We start from the raw sequence: 20494 nt of genomic DNA, 5'->3' as shown, positions 1-20494 counted from the left end.
CTCGCGTAATACGATTTTGAGAGGAAGACACTTGAGCACTTTGTTTACAGAAACCCACATTGGCAAGATGACACTAAAGAACCGCTTCATGAGAAGTGCAACGTGGGAAAATATGGCCACCGAAGATGGGCATATGACAGATAAACTGTACGCTATCTATGAAGAGTTGGCTCAAGGTGAAGTTGGCCTGATCGTGACGGGTTACGCGAACATCGTTGAAGAAGAAAAGCCGAATGCGGGCATGATGGGGATGTATAACGACTCATTCATTGAAGAGTATCAAAAGCTGACTCAACTTGTTCATGACAACGACTCTAAAATCGTCATGCAATTGGCTTATGGTGGCACAAAAACCACGCATGATCTTGGCGAACGAGTGATCTACGCACCAAGTGAGGTTCCAGAAAAAGGAACTCAAACACTAGGCAAAGCGATGACCAAAGACGAGATCGACTACATTGTTGATGCGTTTGCTCAAGCGTCTTTGAGAGCTCAGAAGTCAGGTTTTGATGGCGTTGAAATTCATGCCGCTCACACTTATCTGATTAACCAGTTCTTAAGCCCTTATTACAACCAACGTGAAGATGAGTACGGCGGTAGCTTAGAAAACCGCATGAGATTCTTGTTAGAGATCTATATCGCGACGCGTAAGTTGGTTGGAGATGATTTCCCTATCTTAGTTAAGCTTACAGCTTCGGAGTTTTTTGAAGGCGGTGTGACCTTCGACGAAACACGTATTGTGTGTAAAAAGCTTGAACAAGTGGGCGTGGATGGAATTGTAGTGTCAGGTAATATTCATGGCAAAGCAGACACTATGATTGGCGAGTCACACGATGGTTTTACCATTCAAGCTGAAGGCTACTTCCATGAGTATGGTCACGCGATCAGCCAAGACGTTAATATCCCTGTGATCACGGTTGGTGGCCTGACAGATTTTGATGCTATCGAAGCGATTGCAAACAACACTGGCATTGAATACTTCGCGCTTTCAAGACCGCTGCTTTCTGAACCGCATTTAGTTAAGCGTTGGAAGGAAGGGGATAGAAGCCCTGTTGAATGCGAACGATGCTCTAAGTGTCGCACTAAGCGCGGTAACTTCTGCGTGGTGAATAAAGACAGAAAAGTACAGCTTGCTCGCATGTAGTCGCTGAACCCAGCTTCAAGCGAGAGCCGAAGTTTATAGCCGAGTCTAAGTTTGAGCCTGTGTAATCGCGCAGGCTCTATTCATTCCGTATTCTATGAAACGAAATTTGAAACCTTATTAATCACATCTTCCTGTCAAATTGGCGCGATTAAACAGATACACTATGCCTGTAAATTATCCAACCAAGTTATCGATAACAAACTGAGCAAACTGTGAAATTACTTCCTCTTCTTAAGCAACCTCGAATCCACTGACGACTCTTTAGTTTTAGCGACTTTGCTATGATTTAAGCGTGATACTCACTATTCATCCCAGTGAACCCTGTGTTGATAGGGCGTTAGTTCGCGCACCTTGGATTTGCATCGTCGAACACTTTGATATTGAAACGAATAAAACTAAATAGATCATTCAGAGGTAAAAATGCAAAAGAAGCATTGGTCCAAATTCGAGTTGCTGCATGAAGTCGTAACCAACCCCAATATTCACGTAAAAGGTCAACACAGTTATTACAGCGATTGCTGGGATAACGGCTTTGAACAATCGGTAGTTCGCTATTTACACGGCGACGAAGTCAGCCGCCAGTGGGAGCCTAGATGGGAAATTGACGAACTCTATATCGGTGATTATGTCTGTATTGGCGCAGAGGTTGTGATTTTAATGGGCGGCAACCATACACACAGAGTCGATTGGTTTTCACTGTATCCATTTATGGATGTCATCGACGACGCCTACATCGGCAAAGGCGATACTCACATTGAAGATGGGGTGTGGTTAGGCATGCGAGCGATGGTGATGCCCGGCGTGACGATTGGCGAAGGCGCCGTAGTTGCAGCGAATAGTGTGGTGACTAAAGACGTCGCTCCCTACAGCATTGTCGGTGGTTCCCCAGCTAAAGTCGTCAAATACCGCTTTGATGAGTCCGTTATTGATGAGCTCATTTCATTCAAAATATACGAGTGGCCAGAAGAGAAGTTTGAAGCACTGAAACCATATTTGTGTAACTCAGACTTTTCAAAGTTAAAGCAGGCAATAACGGATTACGACAATTGTTTGTAAGGAGCGTTTATAAGGTACAGATATCGTCACAGATTTGTCTAAAAAGACCTGTGTCATATTTATCTTGAAAAACACGTTAAATCAGTTCGTTACCTTGCAATACCCAATATGGTGTACCAATCTTATTTCATAAGCATGGATAAGGATTGTGTATGCCCGCAAGTTCAATGAAAAACAAAGGGGTGGTGGGGAAAGTCCTACTGCCTTCTTTGCTCATAAATCTTCTTTCTCTCGCCGTTCCGCTAACGGTTTTACAAATTTACGATCGTATCTTACCTAACCAGAGTTATGGGACTGCCACTCTGTTATTAGCGGGTGCGACGTTGGCTGTCGCTATGGAAGCGCTAATTCGGTTTGTGCGAACTTGGCTTTTGTCTGCTGCGGCCAGTAATACCGAGAAAGCGACCTATCAAACCATGGTTGAAAGGGTGACTAATGCTTCATCAAGCCATCTTCGTCATTTAGGTGTTGGCGGTGTAGAAGAAGGACTCGGCTCTGTATCCAAAGTCAAAGATTGGTATTCCGGTGGTGTGATTGCAGGCTTTATTGATTTGCCTTTCGCCTTGATCTTCTTGGGCTTGGTGGCTTACATCGGCGGTGAGCTGGTGGCGATACCTTTGGCAGTTTGGCTGATTACTCTCGGAATTGTTTGGTTATCTTCTATTCGCGTTAAAAGCCTAAGTGAAGAAGCTTCCCAAGATGAGCAGGAGCGAAAAGCGTTTTTAATTTTGCTAAGCCAAACCATTCAAGGAATCAAACGTCAGGCTGTTGAGTCTCGAATCTTCAATCAATTTAAATCCCTCAATAATGTTCGTTCTCAGTCTAAAGCGAGAGAAGAGGAACAGAATGCCTTCGCTCAAGAGTGTATTCAGCTTGCAGCATTAGCGACGTCAGTTTTACTCGTGATTACTGGCAGCTTATGGGTGTTGGATGGCCAGTTAACCACAGGTGGATTGGCGGCATGTTCTATCTTATCGGGCAGAGCGGTTGCGCCTTTGAGTGCTCTGGTTGGGGTTAGAATCAAGCTTAATTCAATACACAGTGCCAATCAGGCAATAGAAAAATTGAATGACTTATCACTATCGGACTCTTCAGATTCTGAGCAAGCTGAGAACCACTTATCTGACTTTGAGACGTTGGAAATCAAGCAAGCGACCGTTGAAAGATACGGTGAACTCTCTCATGCAGATGTCACACTGAATAAAGGTGAGTTGGTATTGTTAGAGAGTGAGGATCGCCACACCAACAGTCATTTATTGTCGTCGATTGCAGGTATTGATGATCTAAAAGCGGGTGAGTGCTTCATTAACGGAGCTGCCGTTTCAATCGCATCCGTAACCAACATTGCGGCCTACTGCGGTGTTAAAGGGCAGTTGGTGTCGGGTACTATTCTCGACAACTTGTGCGGGTTTGATCCTGAGAGAACACATAGCGCCAGTGACTATGCTAAGCGTTTGGGTTTAACCAAGGAAATCACTCGATTACCTGATGGACTAGAAACACAAATTGGCCATACGAGTGCGTCTCTGCTGAGTATGGGCAACGTGAAAATGCTCAATATCGCAACTCAACTGGCAAGTGATAAGCCCATTATCATGTTAGAAAGGCCAGATTCCTCGCTTGATTTAGATGCCCTCGGAAACCTAGCTAAGGTTCTGGAAGAGGAAGTGACGGCAGGACGCACGATACTGATGGTGAGCTACCATTCTAAACTTCGCGAATTGGCTAATCGAATCATTACAGTGGAAAGTCGAACTATTGCTGTCGACAGCGAGAACAACCAGGAGGCCGTCGTATGAATCGTTTAGATACTGGTAACCCTTCAGATACGAACAACCGTACAGATACGAATGGTCGACAAGAGGTGATGAACCATTTAGAAACCGAGAGCCTTTCTGTCCTTAAACAGTTGGAAGTGAATGCGAATATCCAGTTGTTCGCACATCAATGGGTCGATGAAAATGGCATTGAATCAATCGACGATATGTTTGCCTTGTTCGACAGGCTTGCACTGCCTTATCGCTTGGTTGCCAACCTAGATGAAGTTGGTGAACATAAATTGGTCTTACTGGTACTTGGTGAACATGAGCTGGTCTCTGGTCATTTAGAATCCAAGCAATTTGTTGCCTTTAATGCCAATGACGACATCACCGATATCCCTCAGTTTTGTATTGTTATCGAAGGGCCACCATTAGAGAAGGCCTCTCCTGATTGGGTTGGCGAAAGGTTACATGCGTTTCGTCCCATCATTCCTAAATTGTTATTGGTCAGCTTTATCACTAACTTATTTGCGCTTGCTGTTCCCTTCATCACGATGTCGATTTATGACCATGTGATTGGTGGTGATGCAGGGCATGAGTTGCAAGGTATCGCCATTGGCGCGGCGTTGTTGTTTGTAATGATGGGTTGGTTGAGAACATTACGTAGCCGAGTGTTTGCTTCAGTTTCCAACCGAGTCAGTCGTGAGATTTCTCAATCCCTCGTGCAGCGTCTGCTTCGAAATAGCTATGCTCAAAATCAGCAAACAGCCTCTTCTAGTCAGCAAAACCAAGTGATGTTGTCAGAGCGTATTTCAGGTGTGCTATCGGGGCCATTAGGAAATGCGTTATTTGACTTACCATTCATTCTTATTTTTGTACTTGCGATAGGTGTTTTAGGCGGATGGTTGGTACTGGTTCCAGTCGTCTCTTTAATCCTTTATTACTTGCTAGCAAAACGCTCGATACGCTCTAGCAGCAAGCGCTCTATGCAATCGACAGTGGCAGGTACGAATCGTCAAAACATGACTAATGAGCTGTCATCCAAGCTTGCCTTTATTCGCAGTGCTGGATTCTCAGAGCACTGGATTCAACGTTTCAAAAAGGCCAATCTTCTTGCTTCAACAGTGACCTTTAATCAATCGGTTCTCCAGAGCCGTTACACCTCGATTTACTATTTCATTGGTGTGGGTTCGACACTCGCCGTGATGGGGTTAGGAATAGGACTTATTTTTGAACAAGTGATGACCCCTGGTGGTTTGATTGCTTCAATGATGTTGATATCTAAAGTAACGGGTCCTGCTCAGGTGTTGGCAAACAGTGCGATGCGTTTTAATAGCTTTAATCAATCCAAGCTGCAAGTCAACCGTATTTTGTCTCAGCCGTCTGAGCGTGAATTCAGTTACCAGCATCACCCGTTACCTGTGGTAGCGCCTAACTTGAAATTAGACCAAGTGACACTGCGCTATCCCAAACAGAGTCGCCCTGCCTTGAATGGTGTGAGTTTTGATATTGAAGCCGGTGAAATTGTCGCGATTACCGGCCCTTCTGGGAGCGGTAAATCAACATTAATTGAAGTGCTGTCTGGCTTGCAGCCTATCCAAAACGGGATGGTCGAGCTTGAAGGCGTTAACCTCGTTCAATACGATCCGCAGCTTTATCGCCACTGGTGTTTCATTCGAGCCGCATATCCTGATTTGCTTACGCTGAGTATTCGAGAGTGGCTAAACGACGGTCACAAAGTCGAAGATCAGAAAATGATCTCTGCAATTGAAATGGTCGGCGGAAAGCGTTGGTTCGAGACATTATCAGGTGGGCTCGATACTTCCATCAGCAGTATTCAGCCGGACAGCCTTTTTGACATGTTGTCTGGCAGCGTCGCGCAGATCCTCATTGATGCAAAAGCGCTGGTTTATGACTACCCAATGTTCTTAATGGATAATCCTGTGCCTGATGCTCACCCAAATGCTAAACGTATATTTGGTGAGTTTGTGCAGTCGAAAAAAGGAAAAGCAACGGTGATCTACACGTCCCACGATCCGGATTTAATCAAGCTTGCCGATAAAGTGGTGGTATTAAATGAAGGATCAGTGGTTTATGCCGGTCCATTAGAGCCGGAGCAGTCTTCGAAGCAGGAACAGCCTTCAGAGCCTCAAGCTTCCCAAGAAAAATCAGAGTCTAAGCAAGGAGTCGCTAATGGCTAAACAATCTATCGAGAAGGGCAAGCGCTACGGTGAACTTGTTGAATCACAAAATACGGCTCGTACATTGGCATTGGCGACGTGGTCAGTTGCTTTGTGTGTTATCGCTTTTGCCACTTGGTCTGTCGTCACCCAAGTTGATGAAATTGCTAAAGCCAAAGGCGCAGTTATTCCAGAAGGCGAGAAGCAGGTACTTCAAAGCGCGATTGGCGGTAAGTTAAAGCAAATTCTCGTTAAAGAAGGACAGCTTGTCGAGAAAGGTCAGCCACTTGTTGAGTTTGATGCGACCTTCCAACGTACCGCTCTTGAAGAATTGAAATCTCAACAAGTGACGCTTCTAGCTAGTGTTGAACGTATGAATGCGCTGCTAGAACAGCGTGAGCCAAACCTTGCTGAGTTCGAGGTCGATTACCCAGAGATCGTTAGCCAACAAAAAGCGCAGCTGAACGCACAAAAAGCCCTCTATTTTCAAAAGCGTGTGGTACTTGAGAAAGAGAGCGAGCAGATTGCAGAGCAGCTTCGCAGTGTAGACAAGTCATTGCCTAGCTACGAGAAAGAGCTGAATGCGACCAAGCAAGAGTTGAACATACTGGAGAAGGGTTATAAAGCGGGTAACATTTCACGTTTACGTGTGCTTGAAATGCGACAAAAACTGGCCAGTATCGAACAGAAAATCGAAGAAGCTCGTGGTAAGAAAGCTGTGTTAATCAAGCAAGCAGACAGCACAGAGCAAAAAATTGAACAGCTTTTAGCAGAGGCAAAGGCGAAGGTCAGTGACGATCGTTCTAAAGCCGTATCTGACTTATCAGCACTGAATGCCAGAGTTCGTTCAAGCCAAGCTAAATTGACGAACACTATGTTAGTGTCACCGCTACAAGGCTTGGTGCAAAGCCTGCCAAGCACGCAAAACGGTGGTGTTATTCAGCCGGGTGGCACTGTGGTCGAAATCGTTCCTGTTGGCGGGAAAGCCGACTTTAAAGCTCGTTTGTCGCCAAGAGATATTGGTTTTGTGAGTGTAGGGCAGCCGACTCGTATCAAGATTGATGCGTTTGATTACAGCCGCTTTGGTGCACTAAAAGGGGCGGTTGAGAGTATTTCACCGACCACCAGTCAAAGCGAGCGTGGCGAGATCTATTATGAAGTCGTAGTGTCGGTTGATACGCCATACTTCCGCGATAACCCAGAGAGCTTTTCTATTTTGCCAGGTATGACGGGTGAGGTAGACATCACAACCGGTGAAAAATCTGTGTTCCAGTATTTATGGAAACCGATCTACACCAATGTGAGTGTCGCATTTGGTGAAAGGTGATCGTTATATAGAGTCGCTGAGAGTAAACGAATAACAACAGCAAATAATAAAAAGGGAGCACATTATGTGCTCCCTTCTGTTTAGTCTCGTTATCGGTTAACTATTTGGATCAATGTCTGGTAGCCCGTCTACGTCGTTGTGATGATGGTGCTCATCATCTTGGTTATGGTTGATGTTTGCATCATGGTGTTCCAGCGCGTCTGACATATCCAAGTGCGCTTGGTCATGTGTTACTGCATCTGGTTGGTCGACTTGTGCAAGTACGATATCCATATCCGCAGGTTGATCATGAACCGTTGTCGATGTCGCATCGGGTTTAATGCCCAATGCATCCAGATAAGCGGCTGCACCATGGTGACTGGTTTTCTGATCGGGTTCTTGATGGATCTGCTGGGTTAAATCTAGATTACTATCATCGCTTAGTGTGACCGTAAAGTCGGCTTGCGAAGCCATGTCTGGCTCGTCATGTTGTACAGGAGGCGGTGGTGGGGGAGCTGGGTGTGATGTATGGACCAAAGGTGTGATTGTCATATCAACCACTTCAGTTCCAACTGTCAGCTTTCCACTATGTCCAGGTCCATGACTGAGTATCTGGATATTCACATGGGCGACAACTTCATCTTGATTTGTCCCTTGCAATGCTACTTCAAATTTATCTTCATGTTGACCTATACCAGAAGCGCTGCCATGAGGGCCCGTGTGAACTTGGGCTTGCTCTTGATAATGTAAATGACCAGTCTGAGGGTCAATGGTTAATGTACCGTATTGGCCATGATGGCTAGTGACGTACTGTCCGTTAGGTAAATGGATTCGCCAACCGCTTTGTGCTGTTGGTACCGGAGTTAATGAAGGTAATAGTGGTGGAACCCCAAGCGTGCCAGATACTTGGTGGCTTCCGGATGGTGGTCTGACAATGATAGGTTCAGGAATAGCGCTTGCAGCGAAACCTTGGCTACCTGCGGTATTACCGTGTTCGTCAGTCATTGTTGCTTGTACATTAGAACCGGGATGAACTTCAATTTGTATTCCATGCTGAAGAGTATGAGCATCTAATACATGATCCTGACCGTTAACGACAAGATGCTCACCGATTTTTGCATCACCGGGAGGCGTAACGGTTGCTGTGATCGTGTTTGCCTGTCCTCGGGCGATTTCAGCTTTACTGTATAAGTTGTCTGCCCCTGCGTTTTCAAAAGTAATCGTAGGAACGCTAACCTGTGTATCGACTTGGTAAGTAACATCTGCAGTGGCATGAGCGCTATTACCTGCGGTATCTGTTACCGCTACTGATGCCTCTATTTTTTGGTCAGCATCAGCGATGAGTTCACTGCCAGGTACGGCAATTGAATAGTGTCCTTTTGCATCGACCACGCCAGTATGCTGTGTCCCATTTACATCTAAAGTCACAATGTCGCCTGTATTAAAATCGCCAGAAACGGATCCGGTGATGTCAATGGAGCTGTTGGATTCTTGAGCATTAATCACATTGTCGGCGGTAATCGGGTCTGATTGAATACCGACGTGTACTTGCGTATCTATATGGACAGACAGAAGCGAAGAAGTTGCAGGCATCACTGATGAAGGAGCCAATGCTTTGGCGGATAGATTATGATCGCCATTCGACAAGCTGCTTACTGAAACACTATATTGGCCAGAGGCATCAGATACCACGTGTCCAACGGGTGTGGAACCATCGTAAATCGTGACTTTCGAGAATGGAATATCAGTGTGTCCGGTAATCGTTGGCGTAGTGTCGTTGGTAAGGTTGTCAGTGTTCGACGAACCCGAGTCACTCGTTGATGCCAAATCCAATGTCACCGAGTTTGTTGTCGCTACGTTGGTGACCATTTGCACAGTTGGTAGTGTCGTTGTAACCGTAGGTTGTTGAGGCACTGTGGTTGATATGACTAGGCCACCCGTTGGTGACATGGTGACATGCCCCGAGGCATCAAAGGTGATGAATTTCGAATCATCCGTATGGCCGTCACTGACTTTTACTTCGAATACATCGACACCATGATAGGAGTTGGTGGCAGAGTTATAACTCATTCCTGTGATAGACGTATTTGGTGTGTAGACGTAGTCACCAGTATTTGGATCGACGGACAGTGAACCGAATTGACCCGCAGAACTAACGACAGAGAAGGTATGAGAGTCAGTAACATCTACATCAGTCTCTGTTAATGTACCTGTTGTTGATGATGTTTGGTTAACGCCGAGAATCGGTGCGTCATTGGTTCCGGTAATGGTAACCACGATATCATGGTGCGTGCCATCTGCAGATTGGACCGTGATGGTTTCAGTGTCTGTCTGACCTTCGCCAAGCTGTTGAACTATAGGATGGTTGTTGTCAAGGTCGTAAGTCCAGTGACCATTTACATCGATATGAGCGTGCCCATAGCCTTTGCTTCCGGCTATTCCAGCTCCACCCTGTACCGCGGTAAACCCAGCTGTTCCATCAGGATCACTCGCCGTCAACGTACCTGAAGCTTGAAGTGTTATGTCTTCTTTTGCCACTCCTGTGGAGTCTCCACTGAATGTTGCAGGGTCAGCGACACTCGCTATATTAATGAGTATTGACCCTTCTTTTGAATCAAGATGACCATCGTTTGCGGTAAATTGCACCCCTCCTAATCCGCTGACACCAGAACTAAAGTAGTTGTGAGTTGGGGTGAAGATGAGTGATGAAACGTCGGAGGCGCTGACGTCATCACCAACATTCACTGTGGCGCCATTCAGCGATAACACGCCATGGGCGACATTGGTAATCGTGATGTGGTTTAACGCATCTCCATCAATATCAGAATATTTAAAGTCTGCGGTGGTGAACGCATGAGGCTTATCTTCTAAAGAACTAATAAAACTCGATCCAACGATAGGTGCATCATTAACTGCATTGACATCCACTACCATCGTGGCGCTTGCCGAATTTTTATGGCCATCATTCGCAGTAAATGTAAATTGCGCATAGTTGGCGCCGTTTTCATTATTGATCGGCGTGAAAGTTAAATGGCCTGCGTCTAAGTCAGCCTTGCTGATTTGCTGGTTGGCGGTTACGGCGTTACCGTTTAGAAGTAATAATCCATGACTCGGTATGCTGCTAATAGTCACGAACTGTAACGTATCGCCATCTTGATCACTGTAACCAAATTCACTAGTCGTAATGGTTCTGGTGATGTCTTCATTTGTAGAAACAGTTTGCCCTGTCACCGTTGGCGTATGTTGTAGAGGAGGGGTGACTTCAATAGAGAGAGAGTTTTGAGAAGAGTCTCCTATTGGGTTACCACCATCATCGCCGACACGATAAACCATACTTGGCACTTTACCTGTAAAGCCAACTTCCGGGGTGAAAGTATAATGACCATTCGCTTCGATCGCGAGTGTACCGATACCGGCCATAGTATGTGGTTGCCCCGGCCTTACCGCGACATAACCTGACACGGGATCTTTTATTTGAATATCTTGCAACACCAGATGTGCGTTGGAATCGGTGTCTGTTGCTGCACCACTTAATCCTTGATCCGTCCCAGAGCCAGTAAGTAGATTCCCTTCAACTGGACCATTATGTTGAACACCAGAATCACTGAGGCTGTGAAGAACAGGATCATCGGTGGTCCCATTAATCGTGACGGTTATTGAATGCTTGGTACCGTCTTTTGATGTGACTTCAATGCTATCTGTGAGTGTTTGTCCATTGTCTAAGTCTTGAATAGGCACACTATTGTTGTCTGCTTTATAAACCCATCTCCCACTGCTAGTGATGTCGAAATGACCATAGGTTCCATCAAGAGATATTTTCTGTTGCCCCTTAAGATCTAATGCAGCTTCGCCATGACCATCAGCGTCAGAAACAATCAGGTGCCCATGACAAAAAAGGGCATCTGGAATGGTTGCTGACCCGGTGGTATGCAAGTTGTGGTGAATGTTTGTATCTTCTCTTATGCTGCCTGAATCACCAGTAAATGTTGCGACATCATTAACAGCAGCAAGAGACGTGTTTGCTCCTGTATGAGTCGTTCCGCCATGCGCATCTGTGACGTCATAGCTAAAATGAACTCGGCCATTATAGTCTTTGGTTGGAGTAAAAGTGTAGGTGCCGTCTTTGTTATCGACTACAGAGCCGTGATCGACTAACAGATTCGCAACGGTGAGTTTGCCTAGGTCGTTGCTATCCACGTCTATAGTGTTTGCTAAGAGTTCGGTGGCCGTGATGGTTTGCGCGAGGTCTTCTTTACCGCTGTTGAGCTGCACTTCTGAAGAGCAGTATGGACGGTCGTTGTCGCCATGAATGGTGATAACAATATCATGAGTAGTACCGTCTTTACTTTGTATCGTTATCGTATCAGTGAGTGTCTCATTTGCACCAAGTTGATCAATCGTCGATCCTACATTTGTTGTTAATCCACCATTTACATCAGCAGTGCCGGTTGCAACACCATAAAACCATTTACCATCTGTATTAAGAATCAAATGGCCATATTTTCCATGATAGGTATAACCAATACCTTTAGAATCAAAACTATTCTCGCCGGTATCTGGATCGATGATTGTTAGTTGCCCCTCAACATGAATCATACTATTAGTTAAATGTGCCATACCTGGCTGGGCAAAGTCTGGCGACATATCAGGGTTTCTGTTTTCATAAACATCGCCAGTATCCACACCTGATATAACGGCTTTATCTCCCACCGCATCAATATGAAGTGTGTTAGTAGCCTCTTGAGAGTCGGTATGCCCATCGTTAACAGTATATTTAAACTGAACATCGCCATTGAAATCTTGCGCAGGGACGAACTGAAGTTTACTGATGTCAGCTGTAGGGATCTGTTGTCCCGCTGTAACATCGTGTCCATCAAGTAAAAACTTACCTTGTGTTGCTGGCGGAAGATCTGTGATTGCTATGGAATGTAGCGTATCGCCGGAGTCGATATCATTGAATCCAAATTGGCTGGCTTGCATTTGGTAGTGCGTGTCTTCAGTGCCATGTGCAAGTGTTGTCGCAATGATGGTCGGCTGATCATTGGTGCCTGTCACCGTTATTGTTATATCGTGGGCAGTGTGGTCTGCAGAATAAACACGATATACAACCTTTTCTACTTCACCTTCAGCTAATGATTGCAAGCGACTGTTTGAAACCTCATACCCCCAACTTCCAGCTGGAGTTATTCTTAGATCTCCACCAAAGGGGTCATGTATCGCTTTCTCACCAAATTGGTTAAACCGGAAGTGATCTTCGCCTGTGTCAGGATCAGTTACAGACAAAGAGCCTGATATTGCAATCTTTTGAGCTGAGCTGTGCCCGACATTATGATCTTCAATAATCGTTCCTGCATCATTGCCAGAAATCACAGCAGAATCACGGGTGGGAGTGAGAGTTATTGAGGCTGATGTAGCGACACTTCCACCATGTGTATCCTGCACGTCATAGGTAAAGGAGACTTTGCCGTTGTAATCTTGTGTAGGATGAAAGCTGAAGGTTCCGTCATGGTTATCGGTGATATTGCCATGGTCGGCGGTGAGATTGGCCACAGAGAGTTGCCCTGCATCATTATGATCAATATCTGTCGCATTGGCTAACAAATCAGACGCGTGTAGTACAACATCCGTATCTTCAGTACCAGCCGCAAGTGTAATTGCGGAGCTAACAACGGGAGCATCATTGTCACCTTGGATAGTGACTTGAATTTGATGAGGTGTACCATCAGCAGAACGCACAGTAACAGTATCAATTAACGTTTCATTACTACCGAGAGATTGAATCTTTGCGAGGCTATTATCAATCTCATAGCGATATGAACCATTGGATTGAAGAATGAGTTTTCCACCTTCCTGTGTCGTATATCCGGTATTCCATGTGCCTGTTTGTTGGTTTTGATGAAGATTCCCATCAAAATGATCTTCTCCAGCATCGGCGTCAGTAATGGTCAATTGGCCGTTGTATATGATCGTATTACCGGAGATTAGGGTAAGGTTATGATCCTCTTGAACAGTAAAGGTGTCTTGTCCGCCAATTGTTGCACCGTCATTGGTTCCGTGTACAACTAACGTTAGAGTCTTCGTATCCGTACCACCATTATGGTCATCCACTTTTACCTGAACATGTATAACTTGGTCATTGTTTGCTCCCAAGTTTTGATAACTGGCATGGGAGGGGTCAAAAGTGTAACTACCATCATTGTTAAAGGTTAAGCCATCTACAGGTTTATTGATAGTGAAGGTATGCGTGTCTTTTGTATCCACATCCGTGGCATGCATCTGACCAGATAAAAGAGTTCCACCTTCAGTTACCGATTGTGATTGGGCAGAGAGGACTGGTTTATCATTGGTCCCCTCAACGGTAAACTCCACTTTGTGTTGAGTTCCATCAACGCTGTGAATGGTATACTCCTCTTTGAGTGTTTCACCCTCTGAGAGATGTTGTACTAAATAATTACTTATATGGTAGTAATAGTTACCATTACTATTCACCTGAAGATCTCCCCCATGAGACCCTTGATAAATACCACCATAGAGCACATCTGGGAATTGCGACTGTGCAGGACCATCAGGGTCAACAACATGGAATACACCAGAAGCTCCAAGGAGATACCCTCCTGAGATATCCACATTGATATCCTCTTTAACCCCAGAACCTGAGCCTGTAATAACCGCCGCATCACTGGTTGGTGCTAACGTCATACTCGCTGAAGTCGCTGTACTGCCAGCATGTGCATCTTTTACATCATAGGTAAAAGAGACTTTGCCATTATAATCTCGGGCAGGATGAAAGGTAAAAGTACCGTCATGATTATCGGTGATTTTACCATGGTCGGCGGTGAGGTTGGCCACTGAGAGTTGCCCTGCATCATTGTGGTCGATGTCTGTAGCGTTGGCGAGTAAATCAGAAGCGTGTAGAACGACATCTGTATCTTCAGTTCCTGCAGGAAGAGTTGTTACCGAAGAAACCTTAGGGTCATCATTTGTACCGTGGATTGTGATCTGAATTTCATGACTTGTTCCATCGACACTGTGGATTGTCACCTTATCGACAAGAGTCTCTGTTGACCCAAGATTTTGAATTTCTGGTTTACGATTATCAATTGTATAAGTATAAGTACCATCTTGTTGTAAAAGTACCCACCCACCCATTTTTGTATCATAGCCAATTCCGTGATAGGTGTGGCCTCTTTGAATATCAAACTGAGCTTCACCTTGGTCGGGGTCAACAATATCTAATTTTCCATCAAAATGAAGATTATATTGTGTATCAATATAACCACGATCTTCTGTCACATTCCCTTGATCAATTCCAGTAATAGTCGCAGCATCGCCAGTTGCTTGTAAGTGTAAATTCGCGCCTGTTGCAGTGATACCACCATGCGCATCTGTCACGTCATAAGTGAAGTGCACTTGGCCGTTGTAGTCTTTGGTTGGTGTGAAAGTGAAGGTACCGTCTTGATTATCTAGAATAGATCCATGATCGGCATGAAGATTCGTAATCGTCAGTTTGCCTAGGTCATTGGTATCTACATCTATGGTGTTTGCCAATAGCTCAGTTGCAGTGAGGGTTTGGGCAAGATCTTCTTTTCCGCTGTTGAGCTGCACTTCTGAAGAACAGTATGGGCGGTCGTTATCGCCATGAATGGTGACAACGATATCGTGTGTGGTGCCATCTGCAGATCTAACGGTGACAGTATCGGTTAGTGATTCACCTTTACCCAGATGATCAATAGCTCTGCCGGTTGCATCTTGGCCGATGGAAGCATAGTAGGTCCAGTCCCCGTTAGTTTGAAGTATGACACGACCATGAGTGCCGTAATAAGTTCCTGTTTGGGCATAGCTTTCACCGGCATCAGCATCCACTACCGATAGGTGGCCATCGGTATGGATTTCATCGTTCCACAATTTCCCTATGTTTCCGTGCTGATGATCAGGTGAACGGTCATCAACATAACCGCCAGTCATACTGCCGTCTGGCGCGGTAAAAGTGTGTCCTTCATGGACATCGCCTGTCGATGTCCCCATTATCACCGCAGTATCATTGGTGCCATTCACTGTGATCGTTACTTGATGTGACGTCCCATCAGCAGAATGAACGGTAATAGTATCGGTGGCGGTTGCTCCTTTTCCTAACGCTTGAACTGTAGGATTTGTGTTATCGAGGTCGTAAGTCCAAGCACCAGAATCGGTCAGATGTAGAGTCCCTAAGCTGCCTGCAACATCTGTGTTTGAGAAGTGTGCTTCGCCAGTATCTACATCAGTGACAGTCAACGTACCGGATGTTTGCAATTGAGATTCTTCGGTTACCGCACCTGAGTTGGTGCCACCAATCACAGCAGTATCATTGGTGCCATTTACCGTAATCGTAACTTGATGCGGCGTGCCGTCAGCAGAATGGACAGTAATAGTATCAGTGGCTGTTTTATTCACGCCTAACGCTTGAACGATAGGATTTGTGTTATCGAGGTCGTAAGTCCAAGCACCTGAGTCGGTCAGATGTAGAGTCCCCAAGTTGCCTACTATATCTGTGTTGGAGAAATGTGCCTCGCCAGTATCGATATCAGTGACAGTCAACGTACCGGATGTTTGTAATTGAGTTTCTTCAGTCACCGCACCTGAGTTTGTCCCACCGATTAAAGCAGCATCATTAGTGCCATTTACTGTGATAGTCACTTGGTGCGGTGTACCGTCAGCAGAATGAATAGTAATGGTGTCGGTAGCGGTTGCTCCTTTGCCCAACGCTTGAACGTTAGGATTTGAATTATCAAGATCGTACGTCCAAGAACCAGTATCAGTCAGATGAAGCGTACCAAACGAGCCTACGATATCGGTGTTGGAGAAGTGTGCCTCGCCAGTATCTACATCCGTTACCGCAAGTGTGCCCGAGGTCTGAAGTTGGGACTCTTCGGTTACCGCGCCGGCACTGGTTCCGCTTATCACGGCTTTATCATTGGTGCCGTTAACGGTAATTGCAATTTGATGAAGAGTGCCGTCGGCGGAGTGGATGGTTATGATGTCTGTTGTCGTAGAGCCTTGACCAAGAGCCTGAACTTGTGGATTTTTATTATCTAGATCGTAGGTCCAATCGCCATTGTCTTTTAGGTGTAAAGTACCCAGTGTCCCCTTGAGGTCGGAATTAGAAAAATGCGCCTCTTTTGAGTCGATATCGGTGATGTTGAGTTGGCCTGAAACCGTTAGTTCTTTATCTTCAGTAACTTGGCTTGAGCCATTACTTGTCCCGATAGCGAAAAACGAACTTGGTGAATTTGCTGTACTACTCGTGATTACTGCATGGTCGTTGGTGCCATTGATCGTAACCATAACTTGATGCGCTGTACCATCAGCTGAGTGAACAGTGACGATGTCTGTCGCAGTTGAACCTTGGCCAAGCCTTTGAACTACTGGGTTATTGTTGTCTAAACTGTATGTCCACGCACCGTCTTTGGTGATGCTTAGCGTACCGAAATTACTAGTCACTTGTGAGGCTTGAAAGTGCTCCTCTCCAAGATCAGAGTCCGTTACCGAAAGCTGCCCTTGAACTTGTGTCGTTAAATCTTCAGTTAACGTGCCAGCATCCACTCCTGTGATAACGGCGTTGTCGTCGTTCCCACCAATCGTCATATCGATGGTTTGCGGTGTGCCGTCTTTGGTGTGAATAGTGAAGCTTTCGTGCAATGAAGTGGCTGCGGTTAAAGCTTGAACATTAGAGAGCGAGTTATCAACTTGATACTGCCAATGTCCATCAGCGTCGATGGTTAATGAACCATATTTACCTGAGATAACTTCCGGCGTAACCGAACTTTCATTTTGATCAGGGTCTATGACATCAATTTTACCGTTCGCATGTAACAAGCCTTGTGAATCAATATTGTGATCTTCTGTTACGACACCTGTTAGGTCTCCAGAAATATTTGGCGTGTCTTGCTTACCTGTTACTGGTATCTGGACAATGATGCTCGAGCCATTAGATAGATGTAACGCAAAATGGTCAGTACCTGGTTGGTGCTGATTTAACAGTATGTATTGAGGAGAATTTGGATTCAATACAAACGTGTATTGACCATTTGCATCAACATGAAGCTCTCCGTACGTACCTTTTATGACTTCTGGCATAAAGGTGACGGGTAAAGCGGGCGTCGTAGGCGCATTCGAATGAGTTGGCTGACCGTTACTTCCTGAGGAGATAGTCGGCATCGATACCGAAGGAATGTAATGGACTTGCGGGTGAGAAAGCGTCGATAAATGATGAGAAGGAACCAAGTGAGAGCTCGAACCATGGGCGGCATGACTTGCACTTAAGGTCGAGTTTACGTCGCTGTCGCTCGTTTGAGCCTCTTGATGAGTAACAGCTGATGAGTCCGTTCTTCCATGGTCGTCGCTGACATCTTTTTCTGTCACGCTATTTGCGGCTAGTTGATCTGCGGTATCACCGGAGCTGTCTATATCCTCGGCAGCCGCGTGTTTAGCCAATGATGGCAGTATCATCATGAGTGATTGAAAAAGCGGGATATTAACTTTTAGGTGTGAATGCAGTCTGAGCTTCTTTTTTTTTGTTGGTTTCTTTTGTGCTAGCTCGTTACTTTTCTTATTTTTGATTTCTGTATTTTTCTTGTTTGCTTCGACGTTTTTTTTGTTAGCCATTTTTCTCATCCGTGAATCGTGGTTGAACTATTTTAAGTAAAATACACAGATAGAGGTTTCGCTAGCTAATTGGATAATTTTTAAAGAAAAAACTGTAAAGTCGAAGAATTATCTCGTTTTGATGTAACGAGACGAAAGTGGGGAGGGCACTTAAGGAAAGATACAGTGAGAGGCAGGAACCAAACGTCCATGTTTGGTTTCGGTGTTTTAACTGAACGGGACTAAATTACCAAGTACAACTAACTAAAAGCGTACAGCTAACTTAAAGCGTAAGATTGTCTTAAAGTGTACGACCCACTTCAAAGCCATCCCAGATAGCGGCCATGATCGTTCTCGCTTTTTGGCTGTCACCGATATTGAATACTTCATCAACGTCCAGTTGATTCGCCAGTTCTTCATGCAAGTGATCTTCAGCTTTATAGCCAAGCGCTAGCACAACGTGGTCGGAAAGCATTTCAACACTGCTGTTTTCAATGTTTAGACAAACGCCCGTATCGGTGATTCGCTCTAATCGTGTTGAAGTAAGAACGTTCACTTGTTCTTTGGCTAGAAGCTCTTTCAACATCTGGTAATTAGCAAAACAGGTACCGTGAGGGCCGCCAATGATATCGTCTGATGCCTCAACTAATGTGACCGCTTTGCCTTGTTGAGCCATCCATAGAGCGGCTTCTGCGCCCACTAAACCGGCACCAATCACGCAGACTTTGTCACCTGTAATGAGCTCAGGGTTCATCAACATATTTTCAGCGACTAAAACGTGAGGCTTATCTTTTCCTTCCAACCAGTTAGGTTGAGTTGGACGAGAGCCGGTAGCGAAAATAACACTGTCTGGCTTTTCGCTTTCAATCGATGCTTTGTCTGCCGCTGTGTTGAGTTTTATGTCTACCTTGTGTCGAGTCATTTCACCGCTGAACCACGCAATCAAGGCTTTATCATCATGCTTGAATGGAGGTTGGCTACCAGGGATGACATTGCCACCCAGTTGGCCGCCTTTTTCGAAAAGTACAACGTCATGTCCGCGCTCAGAAGCAATTCTAGCGGCTTCCATTCCCGCGACACCACCACCGACAACGACGACCTTTTTGGTTTTGTGCGTTGGTAGTAATCTGAACTCTTCTTCTCGTCCACAGCTTGGGTTAACCGCGCAAGATAGGTTACCCACTTCAGCCATACGACCTAGACAACCAAGGTGACAAGACAAGCAAGGACGAACTTCTTCAAAGCGACCTCGGCGGATCTTATTGACCGTGTCTGGATCGGCGAGCAGGGGTCTACCCAGTGACACGCCATCACAAATGCCATTTTGAACAGCATGCGAAGCGAGATCTGGGTTCTCCATACGGCCAGCCATTAATACGGGAATATCGACCACTTCTGAAACGGCTTTGCAGTATGGCTTGTACATGCCCGGTTGGAAGTAGTTTGGCGGGTGATTCCAGTACCATGAGTCATAGGTGCCGGCATCAACGTTCAAGGCATCGAACCCTGCGCTTTGCAGGTATTCAGCCGCTTTGAGGCCTTCTTCCATATCTCGACCCACTTCTTCAGCGCGCTCGCCCGGAAGGATACCTTGGCCGAAACCTTTCATGTTGCCTTTAACGGAGTAGCGCAGTGATACTGGGAAGTCTTTGCCACAAACAGCTTTGATACCTTCAACAATCTCTACCGCAAAGCGATAACGATTTTCGAAGCTGCCACCGTATTGGTCTGTACGTTGGTTGAAAAATTCCATTGTGAATTGGTCAAGCAAGTAGCCTTCATGAACCGCGTGTATTTCTACACCATCAAAACCTGATTTTTGAGCAATAGCAGCCGACTCAACAAACTTAGAGATGAAGTATTTTACTTCTTCAGTGGTCAGTTCACGGTGTGTGATTGAAGGGTCGAAGCGGTTCGGCGCTTCAGAAGGCGCAATGGATTTGTCTTCAGGAGTAAAGCCCGGAATGCAAGAGCGTCCCCAACCAGCAGTAAGCTGTGCGAATATTTTAGTACCGTAGGTATGAACACGTTCGGTCATCTCTTTTGCGCTGCGGATATAAGCGGTTGGATGGTTGGTTGGGCATGGAAGGGAAGGCATAGGGAACTGTTCAAGTTCATTTTCTACCATTTGCACACCGGTAATGATCAGGCCAACACCACCACGTGCTCGAGCAACGTAATACTCAACGCCACGGCTGTTATACGCGCCATCACCATCGACACAACCTAAGGTGCCCATCGGGGCCATAGAGTAACGATTCTTTAGCTTTAGAGAGCCGATCTTCATCGGTTCAAAAAGCACGTTATGCTCTTGTTTTAACATAATCTAATCTCCAATAATTGAATGCATTGGGTGTTAACCAAGCAAGTACTGGTGATATTAAAGCAAGGGACGAACGTGCTAACTTTGCATTTTAGGACAAAAGTT

At 45.5% G+C, this 20494-nt stretch carries 7 protein-coding genes; 5 read left to right on the top strand and 2 right to left on the bottom strand.

The window, feature by feature from the left end; translation table 11 throughout:
- The first annotated feature begins 31 nt into the window (after positions 1 to 31).
- The 5 genes from AB4484_RS01690 (at position 32) to AB4484_RS01670 (ending at position 7467) form a co-directional block, all read left to right on the top strand.
- Positions 32 to 1144 (top strand): NADH:flavin oxidoreductase, encoded by a 1113-nt coding sequence (locus AB4484_RS01690; RefSeq protein WP_372076152.1) that lies wholly within the window; start codon positions 32 to 34, stop codon positions 1142 to 1144.
- A 420-nt stretch (positions 1145 to 1564) separates the two neighbouring features.
- Positions 1565 to 2200: a CatB-related O-acetyltransferase gene (locus AB4484_RS01685; protein WP_050633019.1), complete on the top strand. Its 636-nt coding sequence runs from the start codon at positions 1565 to 1567 to the stop codon at positions 2198 to 2200.
- Positions 2201 to 2352: 152 nt separating this feature from the next.
- Positions 2353 to 3999, top strand: coding sequence for an ABC transporter transmembrane domain-containing protein (locus AB4484_RS01680; protein ID WP_372076150.1), 1647 nt, complete (start codon positions 2353 to 2355; stop codon positions 3997 to 3999).
- On the top strand, positions 3996 to 6161 hold the full coding sequence (locus AB4484_RS01675; protein ID WP_372076148.1) for a peptidase domain-containing ABC transporter: 2166 nt from the start codon (positions 3996 to 3998) through the stop codon (positions 6159 to 6161). The genes AB4484_RS01680 and AB4484_RS01675 overlap by 4 nt, the downstream gene beginning before the upstream one ends.
- A complete protein-coding gene (locus tag AB4484_RS01670; protein ID WP_048615391.1) occupies positions 6154 to 7467 on the top strand; it encodes an HlyD family type I secretion periplasmic adaptor subunit in 1314 nt (437 codons plus the stop codon). The genes AB4484_RS01675 and AB4484_RS01670 overlap by 8 nt, the downstream gene beginning before the upstream one ends.
- A gap of 96 nt (positions 7468 to 7563) precedes the next feature.
- Here the strand turns inward: AB4484_RS01670 and AB4484_RS01665 are convergent, their stop codons facing one another.
- Both AB4484_RS01665 and AB4484_RS01660 read right to left on the bottom strand, forming a co-directional pair.
- Positions 7564 to 18087, bottom strand: a complete 10524-nt coding sequence (locus AB4484_RS01665; protein WP_372076146.1) for a VCBS domain-containing protein — start codon at positions 18085 to 18087, stop codon at positions 7564 to 7566.
- Positions 18088 to 18367: 280 nt separating this feature from the next.
- Complete coding sequence (locus AB4484_RS01660; protein ID WP_372076144.1) at positions 18368 to 20389, bottom strand: FAD-dependent oxidoreductase; 2022 nt, start codon at positions 20387 to 20389, stop codon at positions 18368 to 18370.
- Between the last annotated feature and the right edge of the window lie 105 nt (positions 20390 to 20494).

The organism is Vibrio sp. 10N.261.46.A3 (assembly GCF_041472995.1).
Classification (GTDB): domain Bacteria; phylum Pseudomonadota; class Gammaproteobacteria; order Enterobacterales; family Vibrionaceae; genus Vibrio; species Vibrio coralliirubri.
The sequence above is the reverse complement of the archived record's forward strand: the minus strand, read 5'-3'. Positions and strand labels throughout refer to the sequence as shown.